Source organism: Sanguibacter suarezii NBRC 16159, assembly GCF_001552735.1.
Lineage (GTDB): Bacteria > Actinomycetota > Actinomycetes > Actinomycetales > Cellulomonadaceae > Sanguibacter > Sanguibacter suarezii.
Genome location: NZ_BCRT01000021.1, coordinates 457,709 through 481,721, shown reverse-complemented (window position 1 = coordinate 481,721; position 24,013 = coordinate 457,709). Strand labels below are relative to the sequence as shown.

Annotated in this window: 21 protein-coding genes; 6 read left to right on the top strand and 15 right to left on the bottom strand. The window is 72.9% G+C overall.

Annotated features, from left to right (window positions below; translation table 11 throughout):
* Window positions 1–127 precede the first annotated feature (127 nt).
* The 7 genes from SS2_RS15580 to pnuC form a co-directional block, all read right to left on the bottom strand.
* Window positions 128–1,618 carry an AMP-binding protein gene (locus SS2_RS15580; protein WP_066465691.1) on the bottom strand — a complete coding sequence of 497 codons (1,491 nt, stop codon included), beginning with the start codon at window positions 1,616–1,618 and terminating at the stop codon, window positions 128–130.
* On the bottom strand, window positions 1,611–2,336 hold the full coding sequence (locus SS2_RS15575) for a hypothetical protein (protein ID WP_157607376.1): 726 nt from the start codon (window positions 2,334–2,336) through the stop codon (window positions 1,611–1,613). The genes SS2_RS15580 and SS2_RS15575 overlap by 8 nt, the downstream gene beginning before the upstream one ends.
* Window positions 2,333–4,060: a hypothetical protein gene (locus SS2_RS15570; RefSeq protein WP_066465688.1), complete on the bottom strand. Its 1,728-nt coding sequence runs from the start codon at window positions 4,058–4,060 to the stop codon at window positions 2,333–2,335. Before SS2_RS15570 ends, SS2_RS15575 begins: the two co-directional genes overlap by 4 nt.
* Window positions 4,057–5,109: a hypothetical protein gene (locus SS2_RS15565; protein ID WP_157607375.1), complete on the bottom strand. Its 1,053-nt coding sequence runs from the start codon at window positions 5,107–5,109 to the stop codon at window positions 4,057–4,059. The genes SS2_RS15570 and SS2_RS15565 overlap by 4 nt, the downstream gene beginning before the upstream one ends.
* On the bottom strand, window positions 5,088–6,734 hold the full coding sequence (locus tag SS2_RS15560; RefSeq protein ID WP_245643636.1) for a MoxR family ATPase: 1,647 nt from the start codon (window positions 6,732–6,734) through the stop codon (window positions 5,088–5,090). The genes SS2_RS15565 and SS2_RS15560 overlap by 22 nt, the downstream gene beginning before the upstream one ends.
* 92 nt (window positions 6,735–6,826) lie before the next feature.
* Window positions 6,827–7,966 (bottom strand): AAA family ATPase, encoded by a 1,140-nt coding sequence (locus SS2_RS15555; RefSeq protein ID WP_217995613.1) that lies wholly within the window; start codon window positions 7,964–7,966, stop codon window positions 6,827–6,829.
* Window positions 7,963–8,610, bottom strand: coding sequence for a nicotinamide riboside transporter PnuC (gene pnuC, locus SS2_RS15550; RefSeq protein ID WP_066465683.1), 648 nt, complete (start codon window positions 8,608–8,610; stop codon window positions 7,963–7,965). The genes SS2_RS15555 and pnuC overlap by 4 nt, the downstream gene beginning before the upstream one ends.
* A 96-nt stretch (window positions 8,611–8,706) precedes the next feature.
* Here pnuC and SS2_RS15545 point away from each other — a divergent pair, with 96 nt between their 5' ends.
* Window positions 8,707–11,649, top strand: a complete 2,943-nt coding sequence (locus SS2_RS15545) for an FAD-binding and (Fe-S)-binding domain-containing protein (protein ID WP_083942307.1) — start codon at window positions 8,707–8,709, stop codon at window positions 11,647–11,649.
* A gap of 54 nt (window positions 11,650–11,703) precedes the next feature.
* Window positions 11,704–12,357 carry an NAD(P)H-binding protein gene (locus SS2_RS15540; RefSeq protein ID WP_066465681.1) on the top strand — a complete coding sequence of 218 codons (654 nt, stop codon included), beginning with the start codon at window positions 11,704–11,706 and terminating at the stop codon, window positions 12,355–12,357.
* Between the two features lie 39 nt (window positions 12,358–12,396).
* Here the strand turns inward: SS2_RS15540 and SS2_RS15535 are convergent, their stop codons facing one another.
* Window positions 12,397–13,071 (bottom strand): acetate uptake transporter, encoded by a 675-nt coding sequence (locus SS2_RS15535; RefSeq protein ID WP_245643634.1) that lies wholly within the window; start codon window positions 13,069–13,071, stop codon window positions 12,397–12,399.
* A gap of 177 nt (window positions 13,072–13,248) precedes the next feature.
* On the opposite strand from SS2_RS15535, the gene SS2_RS15530 reads away from it, so the two are divergent.
* Window positions 13,249–13,545, top strand: a complete 297-nt coding sequence (locus SS2_RS15530; RefSeq protein WP_066465679.1) for an MTH1187 family thiamine-binding protein — start codon at window positions 13,249–13,251, stop codon at window positions 13,543–13,545.
* Between the two features lie 39 nt (window positions 13,546–13,584).
* Here SS2_RS15530 and SS2_RS15525 read toward each other — a convergent pair whose 3' ends face one another.
* A complete protein-coding gene (locus tag SS2_RS15525) occupies window positions 13,585–14,037 on the bottom strand; it encodes a hypothetical protein (protein ID WP_066465678.1) in 453 nt (150 codons plus the stop codon).
* Between the two features lie 96 nt (window positions 14,038–14,133).
* Between SS2_RS15525 and SS2_RS15520 the strand changes: the two genes are divergently transcribed.
* Entirely contained in the window at window positions 14,134–15,315 is a 1,182-nt protein-coding gene (locus SS2_RS15520) for a restriction system modified-DNA reader domain-containing protein (RefSeq protein ID WP_066465677.1), read from the top strand.
* A 28-nt stretch (window positions 15,316–15,343) separates the two neighbouring features.
* On the opposite strand, the gene SS2_RS15515 is transcribed toward SS2_RS15520, so the two are convergent.
* Window positions 15,344–16,498 carry an alpha/beta hydrolase gene (locus tag SS2_RS15515; protein WP_439646326.1) on the bottom strand — a complete coding sequence of 385 codons (1,155 nt, stop codon included), beginning with the start codon at window positions 16,496–16,498 and terminating at the stop codon, window positions 15,344–15,346.
* A complete protein-coding gene (locus SS2_RS15510; RefSeq protein WP_066465676.1) occupies window positions 16,495–17,454 on the bottom strand; it encodes a zinc-binding dehydrogenase in 960 nt (319 codons plus the stop codon). The genes SS2_RS15515 and SS2_RS15510 overlap by 4 nt, the downstream gene beginning before the upstream one ends.
* Window positions 17,455–17,526: 72 nt before the next feature.
* Here SS2_RS15510 and SS2_RS15505 point away from each other — a divergent pair, with 72 nt between their 5' ends.
* Window positions 17,527–18,348: a class I SAM-dependent methyltransferase gene (locus SS2_RS15505; protein WP_066465674.1), complete on the top strand. Its 822-nt coding sequence runs from the start codon at window positions 17,527–17,529 to the stop codon at window positions 18,346–18,348.
* A gap of 58 nt (window positions 18,349–18,406) precedes the next feature.
* On the opposite strand, the gene SS2_RS15500 is transcribed toward SS2_RS15505, so the two are convergent.
* The gene (locus SS2_RS15500; RefSeq protein WP_066465672.1) at window positions 18,407–19,138 is read right to left on the bottom strand and encodes a maleylpyruvate isomerase N-terminal domain-containing protein; all 732 of its coding nucleotides are present in this window, start codon (window positions 19,136–19,138) and stop codon (window positions 18,407–18,409) included.
* A 60-nt stretch (window positions 19,139–19,198) separates the two neighbouring features.
* Between SS2_RS15500 and SS2_RS15495 the strand changes: the two genes are divergently transcribed.
* A complete protein-coding gene (locus SS2_RS15495; RefSeq protein ID WP_157607374.1) occupies window positions 19,199–20,122 on the top strand; it encodes a hypothetical protein in 924 nt (307 codons plus the stop codon).
* 26 nt (window positions 20,123–20,148) lie between these two features.
* Here SS2_RS15495 and SS2_RS15490 read toward each other — a convergent pair whose 3' ends face one another.
* From SS2_RS15490 to SS2_RS15480, 3 genes are read right to left on the bottom strand one after another with little or no spacing between them, the layout of a single operon-like run.
* Complete coding sequence (locus SS2_RS15490; RefSeq protein ID WP_066465668.1) at window positions 20,149–21,111, bottom strand: aldo/keto reductase; 963 nt, start codon at window positions 21,109–21,111, stop codon at window positions 20,149–20,151.
* Window positions 21,112–21,158: 47 nt separating this feature from the next.
* Window positions 21,159–22,514 carry a homoserine O-acetyltransferase MetX gene (metX, locus tag SS2_RS15485; RefSeq protein ID WP_083942306.1) on the bottom strand — a complete coding sequence of 452 codons (1,356 nt, stop codon included), beginning with the start codon at window positions 22,512–22,514 and terminating at the stop codon, window positions 21,159–21,161.
* Between the two features lie 4 nt (window positions 22,515–22,518).
* Complete coding sequence (locus SS2_RS15480) at window positions 22,519–23,853, bottom strand: bifunctional o-acetylhomoserine/o-acetylserine sulfhydrylase (RefSeq protein ID WP_066465667.1); 1,335 nt, start codon at window positions 23,851–23,853, stop codon at window positions 22,519–22,521.
* Window positions 23,854–24,013 lie beyond the last annotated feature (160 nt).

Below are 24,013 nucleotides of genomic sequence, written 5' to 3'. Positions count from 1 at the left end.
CAGGGCACAGGGGGCAAACCTGTCTGCAACCATCCTGGCGCAGAGCGCTGACCTGCGTCGATGGGGGATGCCCCTGATCTTCCCTCAGGGTCACCTGAGGGAGGACGGTAGGGGTAGCCGACGGGTCTCAGGTCTCATAGGTGCTGGTGAACCGGCGTTTGGGGGCCGTGCCGGCATCCACCGGGGCCACGGTGGCGACGGCGGGCTGGCGTCCGGTCAGGCGCTCGACGGCCCCGACCACCGCGCTCAGGTCAGCCGGGGTCAGGGGAGCGAAGACCGTCAGCTCGAGGTCTCCGGCGGCGTCCTGGTGCAGGTGCCACCCGGTGAGCCCGTAGGCCTGCAGAATCTGGGTCAGGTCGACCGAGGGGATCCAGGGGCCCGCCGCGCTCGCGAACCGGACGGGCGCCCGGCCTTCGAGGCCCACCAGCACCGCCGCCCAGGTACCGTCCGAGAGCCGGTCGTGACGCAGGGCAGCGGTATCGCCAGTGCGGTAGCGCAGCAGCGGCAGGTACGGGTTGTCCTCCACCGTGACGGTGATCTCTCCGCGGGTGCCCTCCGGGACCGGCTGACCGGCGGCGTCGAGGATCTCGACGTGGATGCGGCGGGAGAGGACCACGTGCTCGGTCGGAGTCCCGGCGTGTCCCTCGGGCGTACCGTGCAGGTCTGCGGCGATCAGCCCCGCCTCGCGGGTTCCGTAGACGTCGATGATCGGCACCCCCCAGCGCCGCTCGAGCTGGCGCCGGGCGGCGGGGGTCAGGTGCGCGGCCCCGGAGAAGACGACCCGGGGTGCGAGGTCCACCTCCAGCTCGGCGAGGGCAAGCAGGGACAAGGGGTGACCGCTGACGACCACCGGGTCCTGGTCCTGCAGGAACGCCTCCCGGTCCCCGGGAGCGCGCCAGGCGTCGGGGTGGACGTTGACCCGTGCCATGGGCACGCCGCCCTTGCTGGTCAGCGCGGAGGCGTAGGTGAACCCCGCCCGCTGGTCGATGACGTTGAGCAGGCCGAGGCGGCCCGGCTCCGGCTCCCACTCCACGCCCGCCTGGCGGGCCAGGTCGGTGAAGTAGAGGACCTCGGCGGCGGTCGAGACCGGGTGCAGGGGCACGGTCAGGGCGGTGCCGCCGCTGCCGGAGCTGGTGCCTTCCAGGACCCGGTCGAGCGGGACGTCCACGGGGACGAAGGAGGCGATGTCCTCGATCAGGTCCCCGCGATGGACAGGGGGCACCTCGCTGAGGTCGCGGGCGCGCCGTCCCTGCGTCCGCGCGGCCTGGCGGTACCGGGGCACCACCGCGTAGGCACGCTCGACGAGCGCGTCCACCCAGGCCGGCGCGCCGGGCGCGGTCGCGCGGAAGGTCCCCGCCGCCACCGCGGCGTCGATCTGCGCCAGGGCGGTCAGGTCGTCCGAGTCCAGCCGGTCCCCCGTCTCGTGCACCCACACCGGGGCGTGGGGGTGGTGGCGCAGCGCCTCCAGGCGCGCCCGCCCCTGGGCGGACATGAGCGGCCAGCGCTCGGCGTCGGTCAGGGCGAGGGAGCCGCCGACGGCGTACTCCGCGAGGGCAGGGTCGGGGACGCCGGGCGGGAGCGGGGCCGCGGCGTCGGTGCGCGGCGTCGGGTCAGACATGGCTGATCTGCGTGACGGCTTCTCCGGCGGCCTTGCTGCGCAACCGTGCGGCGAGCTCTTCCGCCCGGCGCGCCTCCAGGGCCAGCTGGTTGAGGACCTGCTGCTGGATGAGCGTGCTGACGCTCTGCCAGCGGGCCTCGGCGCTCACCGCCGTCTCGTAGGCCGGGTGCATCCCCGCCGCACGCAGGATCGCGCGGGCGGCCTCCTCGCGTGAGGCGTTCGTGGCTGTCCAGGCGCTCGGGTCGACGACCGGGGCGAAGGTCGAGGCGACGGTGGTGATCGTGGCGGTGGCCCAGCGCGCGATCGCGGCCGAGCGCGGCCAGGGGCGACCGTCGGCCAGCGGCGGCATGGTCCAGGTGTCCCGGATCAGGGCGGGGGCCGCGTGGACGGCCGGGTCCACCAGCACCCAGACGGTCAGCGCCGCGGAGCGGGAGCGGGGGTTGGCCGAGGTCGGAGCCGTCTCCGGGCCGGCGAAGAACTCCCGGATCTCCTCCAGCTCGGCGGCGCCGTGCTGGTGGCCGGGGGCCGTCGGCGCGCCCGTCATCTCGTCGATGGCGTCGGCGACGAGGGCGGCGGCGTCCAGGACGGTGCCCGGGGACAGGACGAGGTCCGCGGGGGCCTGGTGCAGCCGCCGGACCACGGTGCTCAGCGCGGGACCGGGGACGGTGGGGCGGCTGGGGTCGACCCGCCCGTCGCCGGGCAGCACGAAGGGGCTCATGACCGCCCCCACAGGGTGCGGGCGAAGGACCGGGCGAAGCCCACCATGTCGTCCCAGGTCCGCACGGCGTAGACGTCGTAGCCGGGAGCCATCTGCCGGTACCTCGCGGCGTCGGGCACGTTGAGCACCAGGGTCCCACCCCCTCCGGCTGCGCGGACCGCGCGCGCCGCGGGGGTGGATCCGGGGTCGAAGGAGGCCGGGAGGTGCGACCTGCCGTTGGTGAACATGGTGACGACTCCCTCGTCGGAGATCACGGCGATGTGGCAGGGGCGGCGGCGTCCGCCCCCGGGGCTGGAGGTGGTGCTGGTCTGTGACAGATGGGTCCGCTCCAGGAGGTGCAGCGGGAAGGAGGTGCCGCCGCCGAAGTGGGCGACGATGGCCGCCAGCACCGCCTCGGAGTCGCGGGTGAAGCCACCGGTCCCGGCGATCTGGTGCTGCCCGCTCCATGTGGTGGCCTGGACGCGGGCACCGACCCGCAGCGCGGACAACGCCAGGATGGCACCGGCCAGGGCGATGGGCGCACCGGTGCGGACCGGGTCCGGCATGGACCCGGAGGAGTCGAGATAGATGTCGAGGTCCACCGGCACGGCCTCGGTCTGCGTGCCCTGCTCCTGCTCGTAGTGGCGCCGGCGCGTGGTCATGCCCGGGATGACCTGCGGGGAGGCGAGCACGGTGGCGGACCAGTCGACGTCGGCGAGGTCGTCACCCACGTCCCAGGCGTCGTGGCCGCCGAGCAGGTCCTCGGGGGCGGCGTCGTCGTGACGGACCGGGAAGGGCACGAGGTGCTGGGAGGCGTGCTCGCGGTACCAGGCGTGCGCCGCTGCGCGCGGCGTCGTCCCGACCCCCAAGGACGCCAGGACCGCTGAGTAGTCGGCCGGGGACAGGGTGCTCGAGCCGCTGCCCTGAGCGGGTGCGGTGCCCACCGGGGCGCTGTCCTCGGCCTCGGCCAGGACCGCGCTGCCCATGACGCGCGGGTCGAGGGCAGGGTGGAGGGGGTCTCGGGTGATGGTCGGGTCGGTGGCCAGCCCCGGCACGGGCGTGCCGATACTCTCGTGGTGCGCGCACCACGGGACCTCGACGGCGGCGGCCAGGGGCAGGAAGGGCCGCAGCACCAGGGCGAAGCCGCCCACCCCGCCGACCGGGTCGGCGGCATAGGCGCGGACCAGCCGGGAGATGAGCAGCGCCTCGGCCTCGGGGTGCGGGCCGGGACCGGCGAGGTCTCCGGCGGGCAAGGACCACAGGATCTCGCAGGCGCGGAGCACCAGCCGCATGACCGGGTCGGCCGATGTGTCGAGGGTGCGGTACACGGCTGCGACGTCGACGTGCGCCCGGGTCTGCAGGCGGTCGTTGATGAGCATGTCGGCCCACAGGTTGGTGACCAGCGCGGAGTGCATGTCGCGCTCCTGCAGGCCGAGGCGGGCCCGCACCGCCATCCGTCCGGCGGTGAGCAGGTCGCCAGGAGCGAGGATGTGATGACCGATCTCGTGGGCCAGGATGGCCAGCGCGTGCTCGTGCACGCCGGCGCGGATGATCGTCTCGAGGTTGACCGAGACCTCGACGTCGAGGAGGTTGAACCAGGCGAGGCTGTCCCGCAGCGGCTCCTGAGAGCCGGTGGCCTCCGGCAGGAGCCGGGGTGGGCGCAGCCGGGTGAACCGTCCCCAGGCGGTCAGGGCCTGCGGCCACGTCTGGCTCCAGAGGGTCCGCACCGCGTCGAGATCGGTCATGGCACCCGCACCAGGTGCACCCGGTAGGAGGTACGCCGGCTGACCAGGACCGCACCGCCGGGGACCGCGCCGCCCGACGCCGCAGCGCGCGTGCCGTCCGTGCCATCGGTGCCGCCCGCGCCCTGTGCCCGGTGCGCCCCGGTGACCTCGTCTGCCCAGGTCATCACGGGCACCACCGCGTCCGGGGAGACCTCAGGGCCCTCGACCACGGCCGTCAGGGCGGAGTCCTGGGCGCGCAGGACGGTGTGACCGTGCGCGTCGGCGATGAGCACCCAGTCGCTCTCGTCGGTGCGCACCACCCAGGTCGGCGTGTCCGCGCGGTGGGCGCCCAGCACACGAGGGACGGAGGTCCACGGCCCACCGAGCCCGCGGTGGCCTCCGTAGGAGGCGACCAGCCCGGTGGCCGGGAGCTGCGGCCAGCTGAAGGGGTCCGCCGCGTTGGCCGCCAGGGTCTGCCGCGCGCTGGGCTCACCGGCGGCGTCGGGAAGGTCGAGGACTGCCGCCAGCGCGGCATCGGGCAGCGCGGCGGCGCTGCGCAGGGCGGCGCCGCGCGAGCGGACCAGGCCAGAGCGCCAGGCGGCGACGGTCGCCGCCAGGCGGAGCTCGTCGTTCGTGGTGATGACGGCGTCGGCGGCTGCCAGGCGGCGGCCCCAGGCGTCGAGGTCGGTCGAGCCGGACAGTCGCGCGGCACCGGTCACCAGGACGTCCAGGCACGCCTGCGGGGACCGGGTGAGGGCGACCGGCAGAGACGCCATGACCGTGAGCACCGCCCACCGCTGGGGGGACCGTTCGGTCCACAGGCTGCTCTGCACCAGCTCGCACACGACGGCGACGAGCGCGGGGGCGAGCGCGTCGAGCGCGCTGCGCGGCACCCGGGCGGCCAGGTCCTCGACGGCCGGACCGACCTCGACGAGCGCCTCCCGCAGCGCCTCGGGCGAGGCGCCTGCCGCGCGTGCTCGCGCGAGCAGCGCGTTGAGCTCCTCGCGCCGGGCACCGAGCACCGCCTGCCAGACGCCGACACTCGCGGCTACCGGTTCCACTGCAACCACGACAGGTAGTTCGTGTACCGCTGGTGCGCGTACTTGAGCACCAGTGCATCTTCATGCAGGTGACCGTGCAGCTTGCGGCCGTCCTGCCACCCCGCCAGGATCGACTCGATCCGGGCCATCCGGGTGAGCACCTCCTGCTCGTCGAGGTCGTCCAGACCGGCCGACACCTGCGCCAGCACCTCGCCGACCGGGTCGTCCTCGTCCAGGCCGAGGGCGTCGTACTGGGTGCACGCGGAGTCGAAGAGATCCCGGATCCAGGAGATGCGGTCGGTGCGGAAGGGCTCGCGGGCGGGGTCGTCGAAGACCACGGACTGCTGGTCCGGGACGAGCTTGTCGTGCAGCACGAAGGGCAGCACGGCCCGCAGGTCGTCCAGCCCGACGCTCGAGCGACCGCGGAAGTACGCCATCGCCTTGGCGTAGGCGACGAGGGACTGCAGGGCGCGGACCGAGAGGCCGTTGAGGGTCTGGGAGCCGATGTCGCTGAGGCGGTCCCGTCCGGTGTCGGCCGAGGACACCAGGTGCGGGTCGATCCCGGCCAGCCGCGCGGTGTCCTTGCTGCGGTACTCGAACTGCGTCGCTGCGCCCTCGAGCAGCTCCAGCTGGCTCGCGAAGAACTCCAGGCGACGGCGGACGGGCGCCTCGATGCGGACCCCGGTGACCTCCCGGTGCAGCCGCTCGTGCTCGGCGTCGTCGAAGACGATCGACTCCGGGACGGCCTTCTCGGGCCGGATGCCCTGCTCGGCGCGCTCGATGAGGTCGCCCAGGAAGCGGTTGTTGAAGGGCAGGGCGTGGACCACCACGTCGATGCGGTCGCGCAGCGCCTCGACCACCTGGTACGTGCCGCCCCCGGCGTCGTCGTTGGCGGTCAGGTACCAGGCCGACTCACCCGTCTCGTAGAACTGGTCGAAGACCTCCACGTAGCCGTCGGCCAGGACCGTGAGCAGAGCCGACTGCGTCCGGGTGGGGATGCGGTTGTACTCGTCGATGATCTTCACGCGCATCCCCAGCCAGGACCGCCACGCGACGGCCACGTCGGCGAGGGAGTCGGCCTGCACCAGGTCCTTGGGCAGCGGCGTGCCGAAGAGGTCGGAGACGGTCAGCTGCGGGTGGCCGTGCTGCATGGCCCGGCGCACCTCGGTCACCGGGTAGCCCGCGAGCACCCCCATGAGGACCGCGCTCGCAGTCTTCCCACGTCCGGGCCCACCGATGAGCAGGCACCGCCCGCGCACCGCGAAGGTCAGCAGCGGGAGCAGCACAAAGCTGGAGTAGGACTGGTCCGAGGGCAGGTTGAGCAGCGCCTTGGAGTCCCCGAGCCGGTAGGACGTGACCGGCGCGGCGGGCCCGGCGGAGAACTCCACGTCGTAGTGCGGGGAGATGATCGCGTGGTTGACCACCCAGAAGTACCCCTGGCGCAGCTTCTCCGCCAGGTCCACCTGCCCGACGCCGTCGGCCGCCGGGGTGGGCGCCGCACCGAAGAGGTCCGCGACATCCAGGTCGAAGGCGCCCAGGGCGCCGTCGTCGGCGGTCCGGGGACGCGTCGGCGCGCTCGAGACGTGCCCCAGCGGCGAGGGCGCGGGGGAGGGCGGCCCCGATCGCGCGTAGTCCTGCTGTCCGTGCTCAGGCAACGTGGCCTCCGGCGAGGTGGGTTCGGTACGTCTGTGCGCGTGACACGTCGAGTGTGCCACGAGCGCCAGACGCTCAGGCGGGGTGGATCAGGCTACCCGGGGATCTCCCCGTGGACGGGCAGGGGATCGGCCATGGGGCGGGCGGAGGCGACGAGCTCGTCGATCAGGACGATCGCCTGGGCGAGCCTGTCGGCGCGCGAGCCACGCAGCTCGACCCAGGGCGCGCCGCCCGGCTGCTGTGCGGCGAGCGTCTGACGGAACCGGTCCTGCATGGCGTGGCGGATGTGCTCGCCGTCGCGCATGCCGTCCTGGACGAAGGGGATCTCGTCTCCGGTGAGGAGGTAGAGGTCGGGGACCCGGGTCGCGGCGAGGGCGGCGACGCTGGGGGAGTGCGAGCCCACGTAGCGCTCGTGCCAGAGCACCGTCGCCAGGGGATCGGTGTCGCAGACCAGGAGCGGGCGAGGCGTGATCCGGGCGGCGTCGTCCTCGAGGCGGGCCTGCTCCCGGGCGACGAGGTCGAACTCGCTCGTGAGCCACGGTGCGCTCAGGCCGCCGGGGCGGATCTCGGACCAGGTGCGTCCGTACTCGGGGACCGGCGGCAGGCCGTAGTGGCGCTGGAGGTCCTCGGCGAGGGTCGTGGTCCCGGTGGACTCGGCCCCGAGCACCACGACGCGCCGCGCGAACCAGGACCGCACCCCGGCGGGCAGCGCCCACCAGTGGGCGCCGGGGTCGGTGCGGATGGCCCGGCCAGCGGCTGCGACGACCACCCGACCGGGGTCCACCTGCACCCAGGTCGCGTCGAAGCGGCGGGCCAGCTCGGCGCCGTAGGCGTCGGAGGTGAAGACGGCGTCCACTGCGGGGAGCGGGCCGGCGCCTGCGAGCAGGTCTTTCATGATGGTGACGTGCTCGTCCCAGACTGCTGCGCTGGTGTAGTCCATCCGGGCGTCGTCCAGGCCGGTCATGATGTGCGCGCCGGGGACCTCCTCGCGCAGCCACTGGGCGCGCACCTCCGCGGCGACGGACTCCTGGGAGGAGTAGAGCACCTGGACGCTCACGCGCTCGCAGCGGGCCAAGGCGCTGCGGATGAGGTTGAGGTGACCGACGTGCACGGGGTAGAACTTCCCGATCACCAGGCCGTGCGCGAAGGACGTCGTCGACTCGGCCGCGGCCTCCGCAGTCGGGGCAGCCTGACTCGGGACCGCCTGACTCGTGGCCGCCTCCGTCGTGGTCACGGTGTCGTGCCCACGGAGGGCCAGACCGGGGCGACCGCCTCGCGGCCGTCGTCGGGCGTGCTGTCCGCCTGGGCCTGGGCCTGGGCCCGGGCGCGCAGCTCGCGGCGCCAGTCGCGGATGCCCACCACGCACATCGCGATGAAGCCGGTGTACAGGACCGCCGTGAGGTAGAGCCCCATCGACAGGTACAGCCCCACATAGACGACGTCGGCGATGATCCACACCACCCAGTTGCCGATCCACTTGCGGCCCAGCATGAGCTGGGCGACCAGGCTCAGCGACGTGGTCACCGAGTCCAGCACCGGCGCCGACGAGTCGGTCCAGGTGCTGAGCACCCAGACGAGCGTGAGCGTCAGCGCACAGACGGCGACGAGGGCACCGACCCAGGCCAGGCGGGGCGTGCTCCGCACACCGAGGTTGCCACCCCCGGCCCCGCCGCGCAGCCACCAGAACCAGCCGAGCGCGCCCAGTCCCAGATAGACGACCTGCAGGGCGGCGCCGGCGTACAGACCCGTCGAGGTGAAGAGCACCGCGTAGACGACGTTGTTGACGATCCCGATGGGGAAGGTCCACACGTTCTGGCGCACGGCCAGCCACACGCACAGGGCTCCGGTAGCAAAACCGATGATCTCTTCGACAGACATGGGAGTACTGTGCCAGAGCGCTGTGCGTCGCCCCCCGCCGTTTCGATCCCTGGAAGTCCCAGCCGACCATCGCGGCGTCGGTGGGAGAATGTCGCTGTGGCAAGCCCAGTAGATGTTGAGATCACCGGTCCCGGCGCACCCCAGTCCGCCCGGTCCGCCGCCGATGCCCGCGCAGCCCTCGTGGCCGCGCTGCGGGCCAGCGTCGACGGAGAGGTCTCCGACTCCTCCCTGCGTCGCGCCGAGTACACCACGGACGCCTCCAACTACCGCGTGGTGCCGCAGGTCGTGGTCATCCCCAAGGACGTCGACGACGCGCTCGCCGCGATCACCGTGACCCGCGAGGCCGGTGTGGCGATCACCGCCCGCGGCGCCGGCACGTCCTGCGCCGGGAACTCGATCGGCCCCGGCGTCGTCATCGACTTCTCCCGGCACGTCAACACCATCCACGAGATCGACCCCGAGGCCCGCACGGCCCGGATCGACCCCGGCGTCATCATGTCCTCCCTGCAGAAGGCCGCCGCCCCGCACGGGCTGCGCTTCGGCCCGGACCCCTCGACCCAGAACCGCGCGACCCTCGGCGGGATGATCGGGAACAACGCCTGCGGCCCGCACGCGGTGGCCTACGGGCGCACCTCGGACAACGTCGTCGACCTCGACGTCGTCGACGGCCTCGGCCGGCGCTTCACCGCGGGCCCGGACGGGCAGGGCGTGGACCGCGTCCCCGGCCTGGGGGAGCTCGTCACCGCGAACCTGGCGCTGCTGCGCACCGAGCTGGGGCGCTTCGGCCGCCAGGTCTCCGGCTACTCCCTCGAGCACCTGCTGCCCGAGAACGGCACCCACCTCGCCCGCGCGCTCGTGGGCACCGAGGGCACGGTCATGTCCCTGCTGGGGGCCACTGTCCGCCTCGTGCCGATCGCCGGCGCGCCCACCCTCGTCGTGCTCGGCTACCCGGACATGCCCGCCGCGGCCGACGCCGTCCCGGCCCTGCTCGCCCACTCCCCGCTCGCGATCGAGGGCCTCGACGCCCGCCTGGTCGACGTCGTGCGCCGCGCCAAGGGCGCGGGCACCGTCCCGGCCCTGCCGCCGGGCGGCGGCTGGCTCATGGTCGAGGTGGGCGGGTCGTCGGCCGCCGAGGCGTTGGCCAACGCCGAGGCGATCGTGCGCGACTCGGGCACCACCGCCACGCGCATCTTGCCCGCCGGACCCGAGGCCACCGCCATGTGGCAGATCCGGGCCGACGGCGCCGGACTGGCCGGGCGCACGCCGTCGGGTGCCCAGGCGTGGCCCGGCTGGGAGGACTCGGCCGTGCCGCCCGCCCAGCTCGGGGCGTACCTGCGCGACCTCGACGCGCTCATGGCGGAGTTCGGCGTGGACGGCCTGCCCTACGGGCACTTCGGCGACGGCTGCGTGCACCTGCGCATCGACATCCCGCTGGAGACCTCTGGGGACATCCTGCGGTCCTTCATGACCCAGGCCGCCGCCCTGGTGGGCAAGTACGGCGGGTCTCTGTCCGGGGAGCACGGCGACGGCCGCGCGCGCTCGGAGCTGCTGCCGGCCATGTACTCGCCCGAGGCGATCACGATGTTCGAGCAGTTCAAGGCCCTCTTCGACCCACGCGACCTGCTCAACCCCGGCGTGCTCGTGCGCCCCAACGCGATCGACGCGGACCTGCGCCGCCCGCACGCCAAGCCGATCCTGGCGAAGAGCGGCTTCAGCTTCACCCACGACCACGGCGACTTCACCCAGGCGATCCACCGCTGCGTGGGCGTGGGCAAGTGCCGGGCCGACTCGACCGCGGCGGGCGGCTTCATGTGCCCGTCCTACCTGGCAACCAAGGACGAGAAGGACTCCACGCGCGGTCGCGCCCGGGTGCTCCAGGAGATGGCCAACGGGACCCTGGTCACCGGCGGCTGGCGCTCGCCCGAGGTGCACGACGCCCTCGACCTGTGCCTGAGCTGCAAGGCCTGCTCGAGCGACTGCCCGGCCGGGGTGGACATGGCCCAGCTCAAGTCCGAGGTGCTGCACAACACCTACAAGGGCCGGCTGCGGCCGATGAACCACTACGCCCTGGGCTGGCTGCCGCGCTGGACCCGGCTCATCAGCCGGATGCCCAAGCTGGTGAACTTCGCGCTGAGAATCAAGCCGCTCTCCAAGCTCGTGCTGACCCTCGGCGGGATGGACACCCGGCGGTCGATGCCGACCTTCGCCGACGTGCCCTTCCGCACGTGGTGGAAGCGCGAGGGAGCGGCCCTCGCCGCGACCTCACGGGCCGGCGTCGGGCAGTCTGCGGAGGGGCAGTCCGCGGCCACCCGCAAGCCGAAGGTGGTGCTGTGGACGGACTCCTTCAGCGACGCCCTCGCCCCCTCCGTGCCCGAGGCCGCCGTGAAGGTGCTGCTCGCAGCGGGGTACGACGTGGTCATCCCCACCGACGAGGCGTGCTGCGGGCTCACCTGGATCAGCACGGGCCAGCTCGACGGCGCCAAGAAGAAGCTGTCCACGCTCATGGACACCCTCGGGCCCTTCGCGGTCAACGGGATCCCGATCGTGGGGCTGGAGCCGTCGTGCACCGCGGTGCTGCGCTCGGACCTCGTCGACCTCTTCCCCGACGACCCGCGGGCCCACGCGGTCTCCGCCGCCACCCACACCCTCGCCGAGCTCCTCACCGACCCCGAGACCGCCCCCGGGCCAGACTCCGGGTGGGTCATGCCTGACCTGTCCGACGTCACCGCCGTCGCCCAGCCGCACTGCCACCAGTACTCCGTCATGGGCTACGGGACCGACGAGGCGCTGCTGCGCGGCGCCGGTGCCACCATCACCACGCTGGCCGGGTGCTGCGGGCTCGCCGGGAACTTCGGCATGGAGAAGGGGCACTACGACGTCTCCGTCGCAGTCGCTGAAAATGCGCTCCTGCCTGCGTTGCGGCAGGCTGAGCACGGCGACATCTTCCTCGCGGACGGTTTCTCCTGCCGCACCCAGGCCGACGACCTCGCCGGGGTGAAGGGCAAGGCACTCGCGGAGCTGTTGGCCGACCGACTCTGACCTGCCGGTGACGGCGCCCCCGTGGCGTCTCATCGACCATCTGAAGGGACCACCATGTCACGCATCGCGATCATCGGAGGGCATGGCAAGGTGGCGCTGCGTCTTGCACGTCTGCTGACCACGTCCGGCCATGACGTCACCTCGATCATCCGTAGCGCGCACCAGCGCAAGGACGTCGCCGACACCGGCGCCGCGCCCGTCGTCGCCGACGTCGAGCGGCTCGGCCCGGACGCGCTCGCCAAGACGCTCGCCGGGCACGACGCCGTCGTGTGGTCGGCCGGGGCGGGCGGCGGCTCGCCCGAACGCACCTACGCCGTGGACCGGGACGCAGCCATCCGCTCGATCGACGCCGCGCAGGCCGCTCAAGTCAAGCGCTACGTCATGGTGTCCTACAAGGGAGCCCGGCTCCAGCACGGTGTGCCGCCCGAGGACAGCTTCTTCGCCTACGCCGAGGCCAAGGCCGCCGCGGACGAGTACCTGCGGTCCTCGTCGCTGGACTGGACCATCCTGGGCCCGAGCGCGCTGACCGACGACCCGGGGACCGGGGAGATCGAGATCGGTGCGCACCTGGAGGGCACGACCGTGCCTCGCGACGACGTCGCGGCGGTGGCCGCCGCGGTCCTGGACCTGCCCGGCACCATCGGCCGGTTCATCGAGTTCAACACGGGCCCGATCCCCATCGACCGGGCCCTGCAGTCCTACAGCTGAGCTGCCTCGACCCTGCGGCTGAGATGTCTCGGTGAGAGGTCAGCCGCGGGGGCCGAGGGGCAGGACGGTGCGCTTCCACGTGGTGTTGAGGACTCCGGCGAAGGAGTTGTACCAGGCGGTCGCCGCGGTCAGCAGGCCCACCATCCCGGCGATGTTCGTGACCGTGGGAGCCTGGGCGAACGCCCCGACGGTGAGCAGGGCGAAGGTGATCGCCAGCGGCACGAACACCGACATGAGGCCGACCGAGATCTTCAGCGTCACGACGGTCATGTAGACCGTGAAGATGGTCCAGGCCAGCAGGAACAGGCCGGTGGCCTGGTGCGCGGACCCGGCGGGCAGCTCCGGGACGACGAACTTCACGTAGGCGGCGAAGGACATCCAGAACGCGCCGTAGGAGGAGAAGGCCAGCGCGCCGAAGGTGTTGTTCTTGACGAACTCCCACATCCCGGCGAGCAGCTGGACGAGGCCCCCGTAGAACAGGGCGACCGGCAGCACGACCGGCTCGAGGGCCGAGTCGAGGATCCCGGCGTTGAACACCGACAGGATGAAGGTGGTCAGCGCGAACGCCCCGAGGCCGAGCGGGCCCGGGTCGGCCACGGCCCGGTGGGCGGTCGCCACCAGCCCTGACGCGAGGGAGGAGGCCGGTGCGGACGCAACCGGGTCAGCGGTGGCGACAGGCGCAGCGGGGACGGCGGGTGCAGCAGAAGGAGTCACGACGGACCTTTCGGGTGGGGGCGCCTCAGGCGTGCCCGGGTGCGGGCAGCGGACACAGCGCAGTCGGGAGCCTAGGTGTCGACCGTGACGCCAGGCCAGGCGGAAGGTCCCGATCAGGGCCCTGTGCGACGCACGTCACGCTCGACTTCGTCGCCCGGAGGTGACAGGTTGGGGGGCATGCTCTTCGCCTTCTCAGTTGCCCCGCTCGGTTCTGGTGAGTCCGTGACCGACGCCGTCGCCGACGCCGTCCGGATCGTCCGCGAGTCCGGCCTGCCCAACCGCACCGACGCCATGTTCACCACCATCGAGGGTGAGTGGGACGAGTGCATGGACGTCATCAAGCGCGCCACCGAGGCCGTGGGTGCCGGTGGGCACCGGGTGTCCCTCGTGCTCAAGGCGGACATCCGCCCCGGTCACACCGGTGAGCTCACCGGCAAGGTGGAGCGCGTGGAGGCCCGCCTCGCCGAAGGCTGAGGCCATGCCTCAGCGCTCAGCGCTCAGCAGCTGATCCCGTCACAGGGCGGGCTCGGCAGACCGGTCCTCACCCGAGAGCACGTGGGCGAGCTCGGCGCTGCTGGTGACCCAGGCGGTGTCGTCGAGGTCGGGAACGTCCTCGGGCGCGTGATTGCGCTCCGGCACGACGTACAGGGGACCGCCCGGGACGTGGACGATGAGGAAGCCGGCGGCGACGCACAGGTCGTAGACGAACTCGCACTCCTGTGCAGTGAGCGTGGCGTGGGAGATGGCACCGATCAACGGTTCGGGGTCGTCGAGGTGTCCGAGGAACATGTCCGAGGGGCTGCCGTCGAAGGTCAGCGGCTGGCCGTCATGGGTGACGATCTGGCCGCCGTCCGGCCCCTCGACGACGCGCAGCCCGCGCTGCTCGAGCAGGCGTGCGACCGCGGCCTTGTCCGCGTCCACCTTGTCGCCGTCTTCGACCTTCATGAACAGCAGCGTGATTCCCATGGAGGAATGCTAGCGGCCACGAGCGCATCGCACTCGCCGGTTCTGTGGGGCTTTGGACTGTATAGTGCCGGTTGACGGCTAGTCTACGATTTCCCCATGCCGTTGTTCGACATCCGGGGAGCCAGGCGCGCCCTCCCCGTGGCGACCACCCAGCCCGACGACGCAGCCTTCTCCGCCGCCGCCCGTGCGGTGGTCAGCGAGCACCTGTCCGTCCTCCTCGGGGAGCCGGTGGTCACGGTCGCCGAGAAGCCCCGCGCGGCAGCGGACCTCCTGGCCCTGGACTCCTCCGGTTCCCCCGTCGTCGTGCAGATCGTGGCGCGGCTCACCGCCTCGGACCTGCTCGAGGCGCTCGACGCCGCAGGCCAGGCAGCGCGCCTGACCCGCGGGGACCTGGCGGCCCTGCACCCCGGCGGCCCGGACCGCTTCCACGCCGCCCTCCGGGAGCTCGTCGACGCCGCCCCGGCGGCCCGCCACCAGGCACCGAGCTCGGCGCTCGGCACGGTCCGCCTGGTCATCGTGTGCGCGGAGGTCGAGGCCGCGCTGCTGCCGAGCGTGGAGTTCCTGCGCTCAGGGGCCGCGCGCGTGGAGCTGCTGCACGTCGGTCTGGTCGCCGGCCAGGACGGGCAGCACCTTGTCGACGTGTCGCCGCTGGCACACGGTGCAGCGACCTCCGTGACCGCGGCGGCCGTCCCCGCGCGGGTCGTGGCCGCCCGGCGCGCCGTCGAGCACGCGCTCACCGGGGCGCTGCCGGTCGTCCCTCCCGCGGCGGCGCAGGGTCCCGGGGAGCTGCGGTCGGCCTTCGGCACGGTGGCACCACCGGCAGGAGCGACCGCCCCGGTGCCGGTGTCACCGGACCCTGACGACGAGGCCCCCGCCTACGTCCCGGTCTTCCTCGACCTCCCGCACGGCCTGCCCGCCCTCCCGGCGCGCCCCTCCGACCTGCCCCCACCCGCCGACGACCAGGAGGTGTCCCCGGCCCTGGACCTTCTCGCCCCGCCGCGCGACCCCGGCGCGGTCGTCGGACCGGTCGACTCCCAGCTCGCCGCGCTGGCCAGGGAGCTGGCGGAACCGCTGGCCCTGGTGTGGTTGCGCCACCGGCGCGGGGAGCGCTTCGAGGTGGTGCTCCACCCGGACGGCTCCCTGCACACTGACGCAGGTGTGCGGTACGCCGATCCGACGTGGGCGGCCAGCGCCGTGTCCGGGGGCACTGCCTCCGACGGGTGGCGCGTCTGGCGGGCCGGAGACCACGGGGCCACCCTCGCCGAGCTGCGCGCCTAGCTGTCCTGGCCTGCTTCGCCCGGCGCGGTCAGCTCGACGCCCACCCGTAGGCGGACGACCACCGGGCGATCTGCGCGTAGTACTGCGCCCGCACGGGTGAGGTCGACAGAGCGAGGTCGTGCAGACCGCCGTCGATGCGGCACACCGTGACGGTGGGACCGAGCTGGATGGCGCGACGGGCGAGCAGCTCGACGTCGAGCACGATGTCGCTCGCGCGCATCTCGTCGGACCACCGCGCGGACATGAGCGTGCGGGAGGATGCGAGCATGAGGACCGGCTGGGTGACGTGCAGACCGCGGGCCACCTCGGAGTGCCCCCTGATCACCGCGTGCAACCAGCCCGCCCGGACGGGGAAGGCCGGCGTGGGGCGCCACGTCTCGTTGAACTCCCACTCCCCGCCGTCGGCCTTGCGGACCGTGCGGGCATAGAAGCCGGCGTCGATGTTGGGCAGCGGCGTCTTGGGCTGGAACCGCGCGAGGCGGTTGATCGCCGGCGCGGAGACGGTGCGCAGCACCGCCGAGCCCTGCAGCTCCAGCCATGGGCTGTTGAGCACCAGGCCGGCGGTCTCCCCGGGGTTGCGGTTGGCCCACAGCACGGCGGTGAGCCCGCCGGTGGAGTGGCCGTGCAGCATGATCGAGGTGTTGTGCCCCAGGTCGGCGCGGATCGCGGTGAGGGCCGCCTCGAGCTCTTCGTCGTAGACGGTGAGGTCGTCGGTGTACCCCGGCGTCTGCCCAGGCCGCAGGCTGCGACCGTACTTGCGCAGGTCGAGGGCGTAGAAGGCGACCCCCAGCCGGTCCCAGAAGTGCGCGGTCTCGGTCTGGAAGAAGTAGTCGCTCCAGCCGTGCACGTACAGCACAGCCCGCGCCGAGCGCATGGACGCCGACGTGCGCAGCCGCACGAGGGAGGCGACGACGTCCCCCTCGTCGTCGGGAGCCAGGGGCAGCGTGCGCACCTCGAAACCGGGTCCGAGCGCGTCCGGCGCCCACGCGGCGTCCGCGCTGCGGGCGCTGACCACCCGGGTGCGTGCGTCCAGCTCCTCCGCGATGACCTCGGACAGCTGGGCGTCCAGAGCGGGCACCACGCCGTCGGGCACCTCCCCGCGCGCCGGGTGGTGCGCCGAGCGCGGCGCCGGCCCGGGCACCGACCCGGACAAGAAGCGCGGCAGCGGGACGCGGTCGGTCACGGCGTGAGCACGATCTTCCCGACGTGCTCGCCCTCGGCCAGGCGGACCATCGCCTCGCGCGCCTGGGAGAGGTGCATCACCGTGTCGATGCGCGGGCGCAGGTCCGCGCGGACCATGAAGGCCAGGAGGTCGGTCAGCTCCTCGCGGGTGCCCATCGTCGTGCCGGCCACGGTGATCTCGTTGAAGAAGATCCGGGTGAGCTCGGCCGCGGTGGGATCCCCTGACGTCGCGCCGGCGACGGCGATGATGCCCCCGGGCCGCACGGAGCGGACCGAGTGGGACCAGGTGGCCGCGCCGACGCTCTCGATGACCGCGTCGACCCGGTGCGGCAGCCGGCCGCCGGGCTCGACGGCGCGGCTCGCGCCGAGGCCGAGGGCGGCGGTGCGCTTGGCGCCGCTGCGGGAGGTGACGAACACCTCGATGCCAGCCGCTGCGGCCAGCGTGATCGCGGCCGAGGCCAGCCCGCCGCCGGCGCCCTGGACCAGCACGGACTGCCCCGGCTTGAGGGCGGCGGTGCGGAACAGCATCCGGTAGGCGGTCAGCCACGCGGTCGGCACGCAGGCCGCCTCGACAAAGCTCAGCTCCGGGGGCTTGGGCACGAGGTTGTGGGTGGGCACGGCCACCTGCTCGGCCAGCGTGCCGTCGTACTTCTCCGACAGCAGCGTCCGCGTCTCCTCCGGCCCGACGCCGTGCCCGTCCGCGCCGATCACCGCGTGCACGACGACCTCCTGGCCGTCGTCGGTCACCCCGGCGGCGTCGGTGCCCAGGATCATCGGGAGCTGCTCGCTGCGCAGCCCGATCCCGCGCAGGGACCACAGGTCGTGATGGTTGAGGCTCGCCGCGCGCACCGTCACGGTGGTCCAGCCCTCCCGAGGAGCCGGCGCGGGACGGTCTCCGACGGACAGCCCGTCGGCGGGTGACGTGGGCATGAACCGGGAGACATAGGCTGCGAGCATCCTGCCAACCTACCGCTCCGGGGCCCCGTATGTCCGGTGGCGAAGGTCCCTCACGTGGGAGAAGGTTCGCGTATGGATATCGACAGGGACGGCGTCCGCCGCGCCTCGGACGCCGAGTACGCGAACCTCACCCCGCTCCAGGTCCGGGCGGACACCCACCGGCGTTTCAGCCGCCGTGACGACGACGTGGAGGCGGCTGTCCGTGACGCGCTCACGCTGACGGGCGCCGAGACCGTCCTCGACATCGGGTCCGGGACGGGCTCCTTCGTCCAGCAGCTCGTGGAGGAGGGGCACACCGGTCGGGTGATCGCCCTGGACATCTCCCACGCCGCCTACCTCGCCGCGCGCCAGGTCCCCGGGGTGGAGGCGATCCACGCCTCCGCCGACGACATCCCGCTCCCGGACGGCTCCGTGGACGTCGCGCTCTCGCGGCACATGCTCTATCACTGCTCCAGCCCCGAGGCGGTCGTCGCCGAGTGCGCCCGGGTGCTGACCGATGACGGGGTGTTCGTGGCGACCGTCAACCACGCGCGCACGGTGCCGATGATCCGTCACGTCATCGAGACCGAGCTCGCCGCGCTGGGCCTGGCGGTGCCGGAGTACACCAACTGGGTCACCACGGCCACCGTCGCCGAGCTCGTGGGGCGGTCCTTCGCCTCGGTGGACGTGGTGCGCCACGACAACGAGCTGGTCTTCACCGAGCCGGGTCCGCTGGTGCGCTACGCGACGTCGTTGTTCACGCTCTACGGGGCTGACGAGAACCCGGCCACGCGTCAGCTGCTCGTGGACCGGGTGACCAACCGGGTGGAGGACTGGTTCGGTGCGAGCACCGAGCCCTGGCTCGAGCCCAAGGGCTACTCGGTCTGCACCGCCCGGGGTGTCCTGCCCGCGTGACTGTGGTGGCTGTGGCTGCGGATGTGGTGGCCGTGCCACCGGGCGCGACCGCCCGGTCTCACAGGATCGGCAGCATCCGCCCCAGGTCGGGGACCCCACCGGCGGTGTAGTCCGTGGTCAGCGCCCGCGCCAGGTCGTCCACGTTGTACCGGGCCCGCCCGGTGGCCAGCCGGATCCACAGCCCCGGGTCGACGACCTCCAGGTCCCACCCGCCGCGGGTCACCACGATGTCCAGCAGCTCCTCGGCGACCATCCGCTGCGCCTCGCGGTCGATCGGGTTCGCCGGGCCGGCGGAGTCCACCACGCCCTTGAGCGAGGCGACGAGGTCCTCGGCGTGCACCACGAGCTCGATGAGGCGTGACATGGCCATGTCGCGCAGCGTGATCGCCCCGCGTCGGGCCTGCACCACGACCACGTCGTCCAGGCTCAGCTCGTCGAGGCGGGCCAGGGCGGCGCGGGCCAGCGCGTCGACGGACTCCAGCGGAGAGTCGGAGATCTCCTCGGCCAGCTCCCGGGTCACCCGGGTGATGTCGTCGGCGCGCTCGGGGTAGGACCCCACGTACTCCGCGAGCTCGATCGGCCGGGTGCCCGGCTCCGCCGGCGTGCACACCGCGAGGGCGTCCATGGCGCGTCCCAGGTGAGCCACGAGCTCGCCGATCGTCCAGCCGTCCAGGACCGAGGGCTTGGTGCGCTGACCGAGCAGGTTGTCCCCGAGCGGCCCCACCCACGACTGCAGCCGGGACCACTGGGTGTGCAGGGCTGAGGTGATCTGGGGGAGGTCGGCCGTCATGACTTCATCCTGCCGCACACAGAGGGCGGCGTCACCCCTTCGGGACGTACTGTTCCTCCTATGGTTCACGCACACCACCAGCGCGGACACCGCGCGGCGGTGGTCGCACTCCTGCTCGTCGGCTCCCTGCTCACGCCGCTGGCGCTCACGGCGCTCTGGGCGCGCGAGACGATCAGCAGCACCGACGGCTACGTCGCCGTCGCGGACACCCTGGCAGCCGACGACGACGTGCGTGAGGCGCTGGTGGACCACCTCACCACCGCCACCCTCGACCAGGTCGACGCCGGCGCTCCGCTGCGCCTGGCGATGGAGTCCCTCGTGCGCGAGGTCCTCACCCGGGTCGTGGACAGCGACGCCTTCGCGACCGCCTGGAGCGAGGCCAACCGCCGGGCGCACACCACCGCCCTCGCCCTGCTCACCGATGGCGACGCCGGCGCGCTCGGCCTGTCCGACGACGGCCAGGTGACCCTCGACCTGGCCCCCGTGGTCGAGCTCGCTCGCGCGGAGCTCCTGGCACGAGGCATCACGCTCGCCGACTCCCTCCCGCAGATCGACGCGAGCGTCCCGCTGGTCTCCAGCGAGGACCTCGTCACCGCCCGTAGCGCCTACTCCACCCTGGACACCGTGGCGGACTGGTTGCCGTGGGTGGCCGCACTCATGCTGGTCGCCGCGGTCGCGCTGGCCCGGCGGCGGGCGGCGGCGCTCGCCTGGGCGGCCGGGCTCATCGTGGCCGCCACGGCGCTGGTGAGCCTCGCCGTCGTGGTCGGGCGCTCCTGGTACGTCGAGTCGCTGTCCGGGTCACGGCTTCGCACCGAGGTGACCGTCGCGCTCGCGGACACTCTCGGCGAGTCTGCCCTCGTTGCGCTGCGGGCCGGGTACGTGCTCGGTGCGGGCCTCGCCGTCGCCGCGGTCGTGGTGTGGCTGGTGGCCCGGCTGACCGGCCGGCGACGGACGCAGCCTGTTCCGCCTGCTCAGCCGGCCTAGCCTCGCGGCCTAGCTGTCCTGCCCGGTCACCACGGCTCGTCGAGCGCTGCGACCTGCGCGGGGGTCAGACGCAACCGCGCCCCGGCGACGGCGTCGGCCAGCTGGGCCGGGGTGCTCACCCCGAGGATGGGACGGACCGGCGGGGTGGAGGCGAGCATCCACGCGACGACCACCGCGGACCGGCTCACGCCCAGGTCGCCGGCCAGCGTGGTCAGCGCGGCGAGGCGGCGCGTCGTGCCCGGGTGGTCGTAGGCCTGGGGGAGGGGACGGTCGTCACGGTCGTAGGCGCCGCTGAGCAGCGGGCTGTAGGCCCACAGCTCCCAGCCGGGCTCGGTGGTGGCGTAGTCGAGCACCTCGTCGGTGACCCACCCGAAGCGGTGGTCGTGGACGGCGTCGCGCACCAGCGGGCGCGGCTGCAGGTAGGAGTGGCGCAGCTGCAGGGCGGACGGCGTCACCCAGCCGTGCTGGGCGGCGATCCCGCGGGCCCGCTCGACCCGCCACAGCGCGTAGTTGGACAGCCCCACCCGGCCCACCCTCCCGGCGTCGACCTGCGCCGCGAAGGCGCCGACGGTCTCCTCCAGCGGCGTGCCGCGGTCGTCGCGGTGAGCCCAGTAGAGCTCAACATGGTCGGTGCCCAGGCGGGTCAGCGACTCCTCCAGCGCGCGCTCGACGGTGGCTGCCGCCAAGCCCTCGGTCGCCTCGGGGTAGGTGCCCGGGCCGGCCGGCTCGCAGCCGACCTTGGTGGAGATCTGCACGCGGTCGCGGGCGCCGGGGCGGGCCGCGAACCACCGTCCGAGCATGGTCTCGCTGGCGCCGCCGCGTCCGTCCGGGGACTCCCAGAAGGCGTAGCAGTTCGCGGTGTCGATCCAGGACCCGCCGGCGTCGACGAACTGGTCCAGCAGGGCGAAGGAGGTCGCCTCGTCCTGACGCGTGCCGAAGGTCATCGCCCCGAGGGCGACCTGGAGCTGGTCTGTGTGTGCTGAGGTCATGGCGCTCACTCAAACATGTCGAGTGCGCTCGAGGTCAAACAGCCGGCTCAGGCAGAGCGGTCCGCCCCGGCGAGGAAGGACGCCACGATCGGGCCCAGCTGGTCGAACTCGATGAGGAAGCCGTCATGGCCGAACTCCGAGTGCAGCAGCCGTGCCTGGGCGTCGGGTACGTACCGGGCGATGCGCTCGGACTCGGCCGGCAGGAACAACCGGTCGGAGTCCACGGCGACCACGAGGGTGCGCGCGGTGATCGAGGCCAGCGCGGTGTTCACCCCGCCGCGGTCGCGGCCCAGGTCATGGGTGAGCATCGACTCGGTGAGCACCACGTAGCTGTTGGCGTCGAAGCGCTTGGCGAGCTTGCTCGCGTGGTGGTCGAGGTAGGACTGCACGGCGAACCGTCCGCCGCGCATCGGGTCCTCCCCGCCCTGGGAGATCCGTCCGAAGCGCTCGTCGAACTCGTGGGCGCTGCGGTAGGTGGTGTGCGCGATCGACCGGGCGATGCCCAGGCCGAGGTGCGGGCCGTCGCCGGGGGCGGCGTCGTAGTAGTCGCCGCCGCGGAACTTGGGGTCGGCGTGGATGGCGGTGAGCTGGGGGTGCGCCCAGGCGATCTGGTCGCCCGGGGTCTGCGCCGCGGAGGCGATCACGCCGATGGACTGCACGGCGATCCCGGCCTCGGGGCCGAGCAGCGCCCACTCCAGCACGCGCAGGCCGCCCATCGACGCACCGACGACGAACTGCCAGGACTGCACGCCGATCGCACGGGTCAGCTCGATCTCTGCGGCGACCTGGTCGCGGACGGTGATGATCGGGAAGTGGCTGCCCCACGGCTGGCCGTCGGGGGCCGGGCTCGAGGGGCCGGTGGACCCCTGGCAGCCGCCGACGACGTTGGGGGCCACGACGAAGTAGCGGTCGGTGTCGATGGGGGCGCCCGGGCCGACCATCTGGGACCACCAGCCGGCCGTCGCGTGGCCGTCACCGGCCGCACCGGTGACGTGGCTGTCACCGGTGAGCGCGTGCAGCACGAGGACGGCGTTGTCGCCTGCCTCGTTGAGGGTCCCCCAGGTCTCATAGGCCATGCGGACGGCGGGGATGTGCCCGCCTGCCTCGAGCTCGAGGGCTCCGATGTCGGCGAAGCGCCGTCCCCCGACGGGGTCGCCCTCACGCCAGGCGCCGCTCGCGGGGAAGGGCGTGGTCAGGCGGCGCGACTGCGCGCGGGAGGGACCGCCGGTGCGGGTCCACTGCAGGTTCGGCCGGGACGAGGGCCCCGAGCCCTGGGAGTCGTGGCTCATCGCCGCCCAATGTACGGACGATCCGGCGCCGGGCGCGGGGGTGTCCATCCCCAGGGTCCAGTGCGCAGGCACCGACTCGGGGATGCCGCGGCTCGACGCCGGATCGCTCGTCATCGCCCTATGCTCCGGCGGCGTCGGCGGCCTTGGCCGCGATGAAGCCGTTCTCGAGGTCGGCGAGGATGTCGTCGATGTGCTCGATGCCCACGCTCAGACGCACCAGGCCGGGGGTGACGCCGGAGAGAGCCTGCTCGGACTCGGACAGCTGGGAGTGCGTGGTCGAGGCGGGGTGGATCACCAGGGAGCGCACGTCGCCGATGTTGGCGACGTTGGAGTGCAGCTCCAGGGCCGAGACGAAGGCCTGACCCGCCGCGGCACCGCCGGCGACCTCGAAGGTCACGATCGCCCCGGGTCCGCGCGGGGTGTACTTCTGGGCGTTGGCGTACCACGGGCTCGAGGGCAGGCCGGCGTAGCCGACGCTCACGACGTCGTCACGCGAGTCGAGCCAGGCGGCGACCTTCTTGGCGTTCTCCACGTGACGCTCCACCCGGAGGGAGAGCGTCTCGATGCCCTGGGCGATGAGGAAGGCGTTGAAGGGGGAGATGGCTGAGCCGAGGTCGCGCAGCAGCTGCACGCGGGCCTTGAGGATGTAGGCGAGGTTGGCGCCGAGGATCCCGTTCACCCCGAGGTCGCGGGCGTAGACGATGCCGTTGTAGCTGGGGTCGGGGGTGTTGAAGTTGGCGAACCGCTCGGGGTCGGCGGAGAAGTCGAAGTTGCCCGAGTCGACGATCACGCCGCCGATGGCCGAGCCATGCCCGCCGAGGTACTTGGTCGCGGAGTGGATGACGATGTCCGCACCGAACTCGATCGGACGCAGCAGGTAGGGCGTGGCGACGGTGTTGTCGACGACGAGCGGGACGCCCACCTCGTGCGCGGCGGCAGCCACGGCCTCGATGTCGAGGATGTCGGCCTTGGGGTTGGGGATCGTCTCGGCGAAGAAGAGCTTGGTGTTCGGACGGGCCGCGTCCCGCCAGGCCTGCGGGTCGTGCGGGTCGGTGACCCAGGTGGTCTCCACCCCGAGCTTGGCCAGGGAGTACTGGAGCAGGTTGTACGTGCCGCCGTAGAGGGACGGGCTGGCCACGATGTGGTCGCCGGCCTCGGCGAGGTTGAGGATCGCGAAGGTGGTCGCGGCTTGGCCGGAGGCGAGCAGCAGGGCGCCGACGCCGCCCTCGAGGCTCGCGATGCGGTTCTCCACGACCTCCTGGGTCGGGTTGCCGATGCGGGTGTAGATCGGTCCGAGGTCCTTGAGGGCGAAGCGGTCAGCGGCGACGCCAGCGTCGGGGAACACGAAGGAGGTGGTCTGGTAGATCGGCAGCGCGCGGGCACCGGTCGTGGGGTCGGGCGTCTGGCCGGCGTGGATCTGACGGGTCTCGAAGGACCAGTGGGGGCTGCTCATCGGATGCTCCTGGGGATGGTGGGTGGGGATGCACGTGCCGAGTCGTGTGCCCCGGGCCAGCGGCTGGTGCTCGTCCCGGCTCGGTCGAGGCGGGGAGCGGTGCCGACGGGTCGTTCCGTCGGGTGCTGGCTGCTGGTGGAGCGGGTACGACGAAGGGTGG

What these genes read in the sequence shown, in the direction of transcription:
- SS2_RS15580 (WP_066465691.1), bottom strand. Translation starts at nt 1,618, where the DNA reads ATGTCTGACCCGACGCCGCGCACCGACGCCGCGGCCCCGCTCCCGCCC.
- SS2_RS15575 (WP_157607376.1), bottom strand. Translation starts at nt 2,336, where the DNA reads ATGAGCCCCTTCGTGCTGCCCGGCGACGGGCGGGTCGACCCCAGCCGC.
- SS2_RS15570 (WP_066465688.1), bottom strand. Translation starts at nt 4,060, where the DNA reads ATGACCGATCTCGACGCGGTGCGGACCCTCTGGAGCCAGACGTGGCCG.
- pnuC (WP_066465683.1), bottom strand. Translation starts at nt 8,610, where the DNA reads ATGTCTGTCGAAGAGATCATCGGTTTTGCTACCGGAGCCCTGTGCGTG.
- SS2_RS15540 (WP_066465681.1), top strand. Translation starts at nt 11,704, where the DNA reads ATGTCACGCATCGCGATCATCGGAGGGCATGGCAAGGTGGCGCTGCGT.
- SS2_RS15530 (WP_066465679.1), top strand. Translation starts at nt 13,249, where the DNA reads ATGCTCTTCGCCTTCTCAGTTGCCCCGCTCGGTTCTGGTGAGTCCGTG.
- SS2_RS15525 (WP_066465678.1), bottom strand. Translation starts at nt 14,037, where the DNA reads ATGGGAATCACGCTGCTGTTCATGAAGGTCGAAGACGGCGACAAGGTG.
- SS2_RS15520 (WP_066465677.1), top strand. Translation starts at nt 14,134, where the DNA reads ATGCCGTTGTTCGACATCCGGGGAGCCAGGCGCGCCCTCCCCGTGGCG.
- SS2_RS15510 (WP_066465676.1), bottom strand. Translation starts at nt 17,454, where the DNA reads ATGCTCGCAGCCTATGTCTCCCGGTTCATGCCCACGTCACCCGCCGAC.
- SS2_RS15505 (WP_066465674.1), top strand. Translation starts at nt 17,527, where the DNA reads ATGGATATCGACAGGGACGGCGTCCGCCGCGCCTCGGACGCCGAGTAC.
- SS2_RS15500 (WP_066465672.1), bottom strand. Translation starts at nt 19,138, where the DNA reads ATGACGGCCGACCTCCCCCAGATCACCTCAGCCCTGCACACCCAGTGG.
- SS2_RS15495 (WP_157607374.1), top strand. Translation starts at nt 19,199, where the DNA reads ATGGTTCACGCACACCACCAGCGCGGACACCGCGCGGCGGTGGTCGCA.
- SS2_RS15490 (WP_066465668.1), bottom strand. Translation starts at nt 21,111, where the DNA reads ATGACCTCAGCACACACAGACCAGCTCCAGGTCGCCCTCGGGGCGATG.
- metX (WP_083942306.1), bottom strand. Translation starts at nt 22,514, where the DNA reads ATGACGAGCGATCCGGCGTCGAGCCGCGGCATCCCCGAGTCGGTGCCT.
- SS2_RS15480 (WP_066465667.1), bottom strand. Translation starts at nt 23,853, where the DNA reads ATGAGCAGCCCCCACTGGTCCTTCGAGACCCGTCAGATCCACGCCGGC.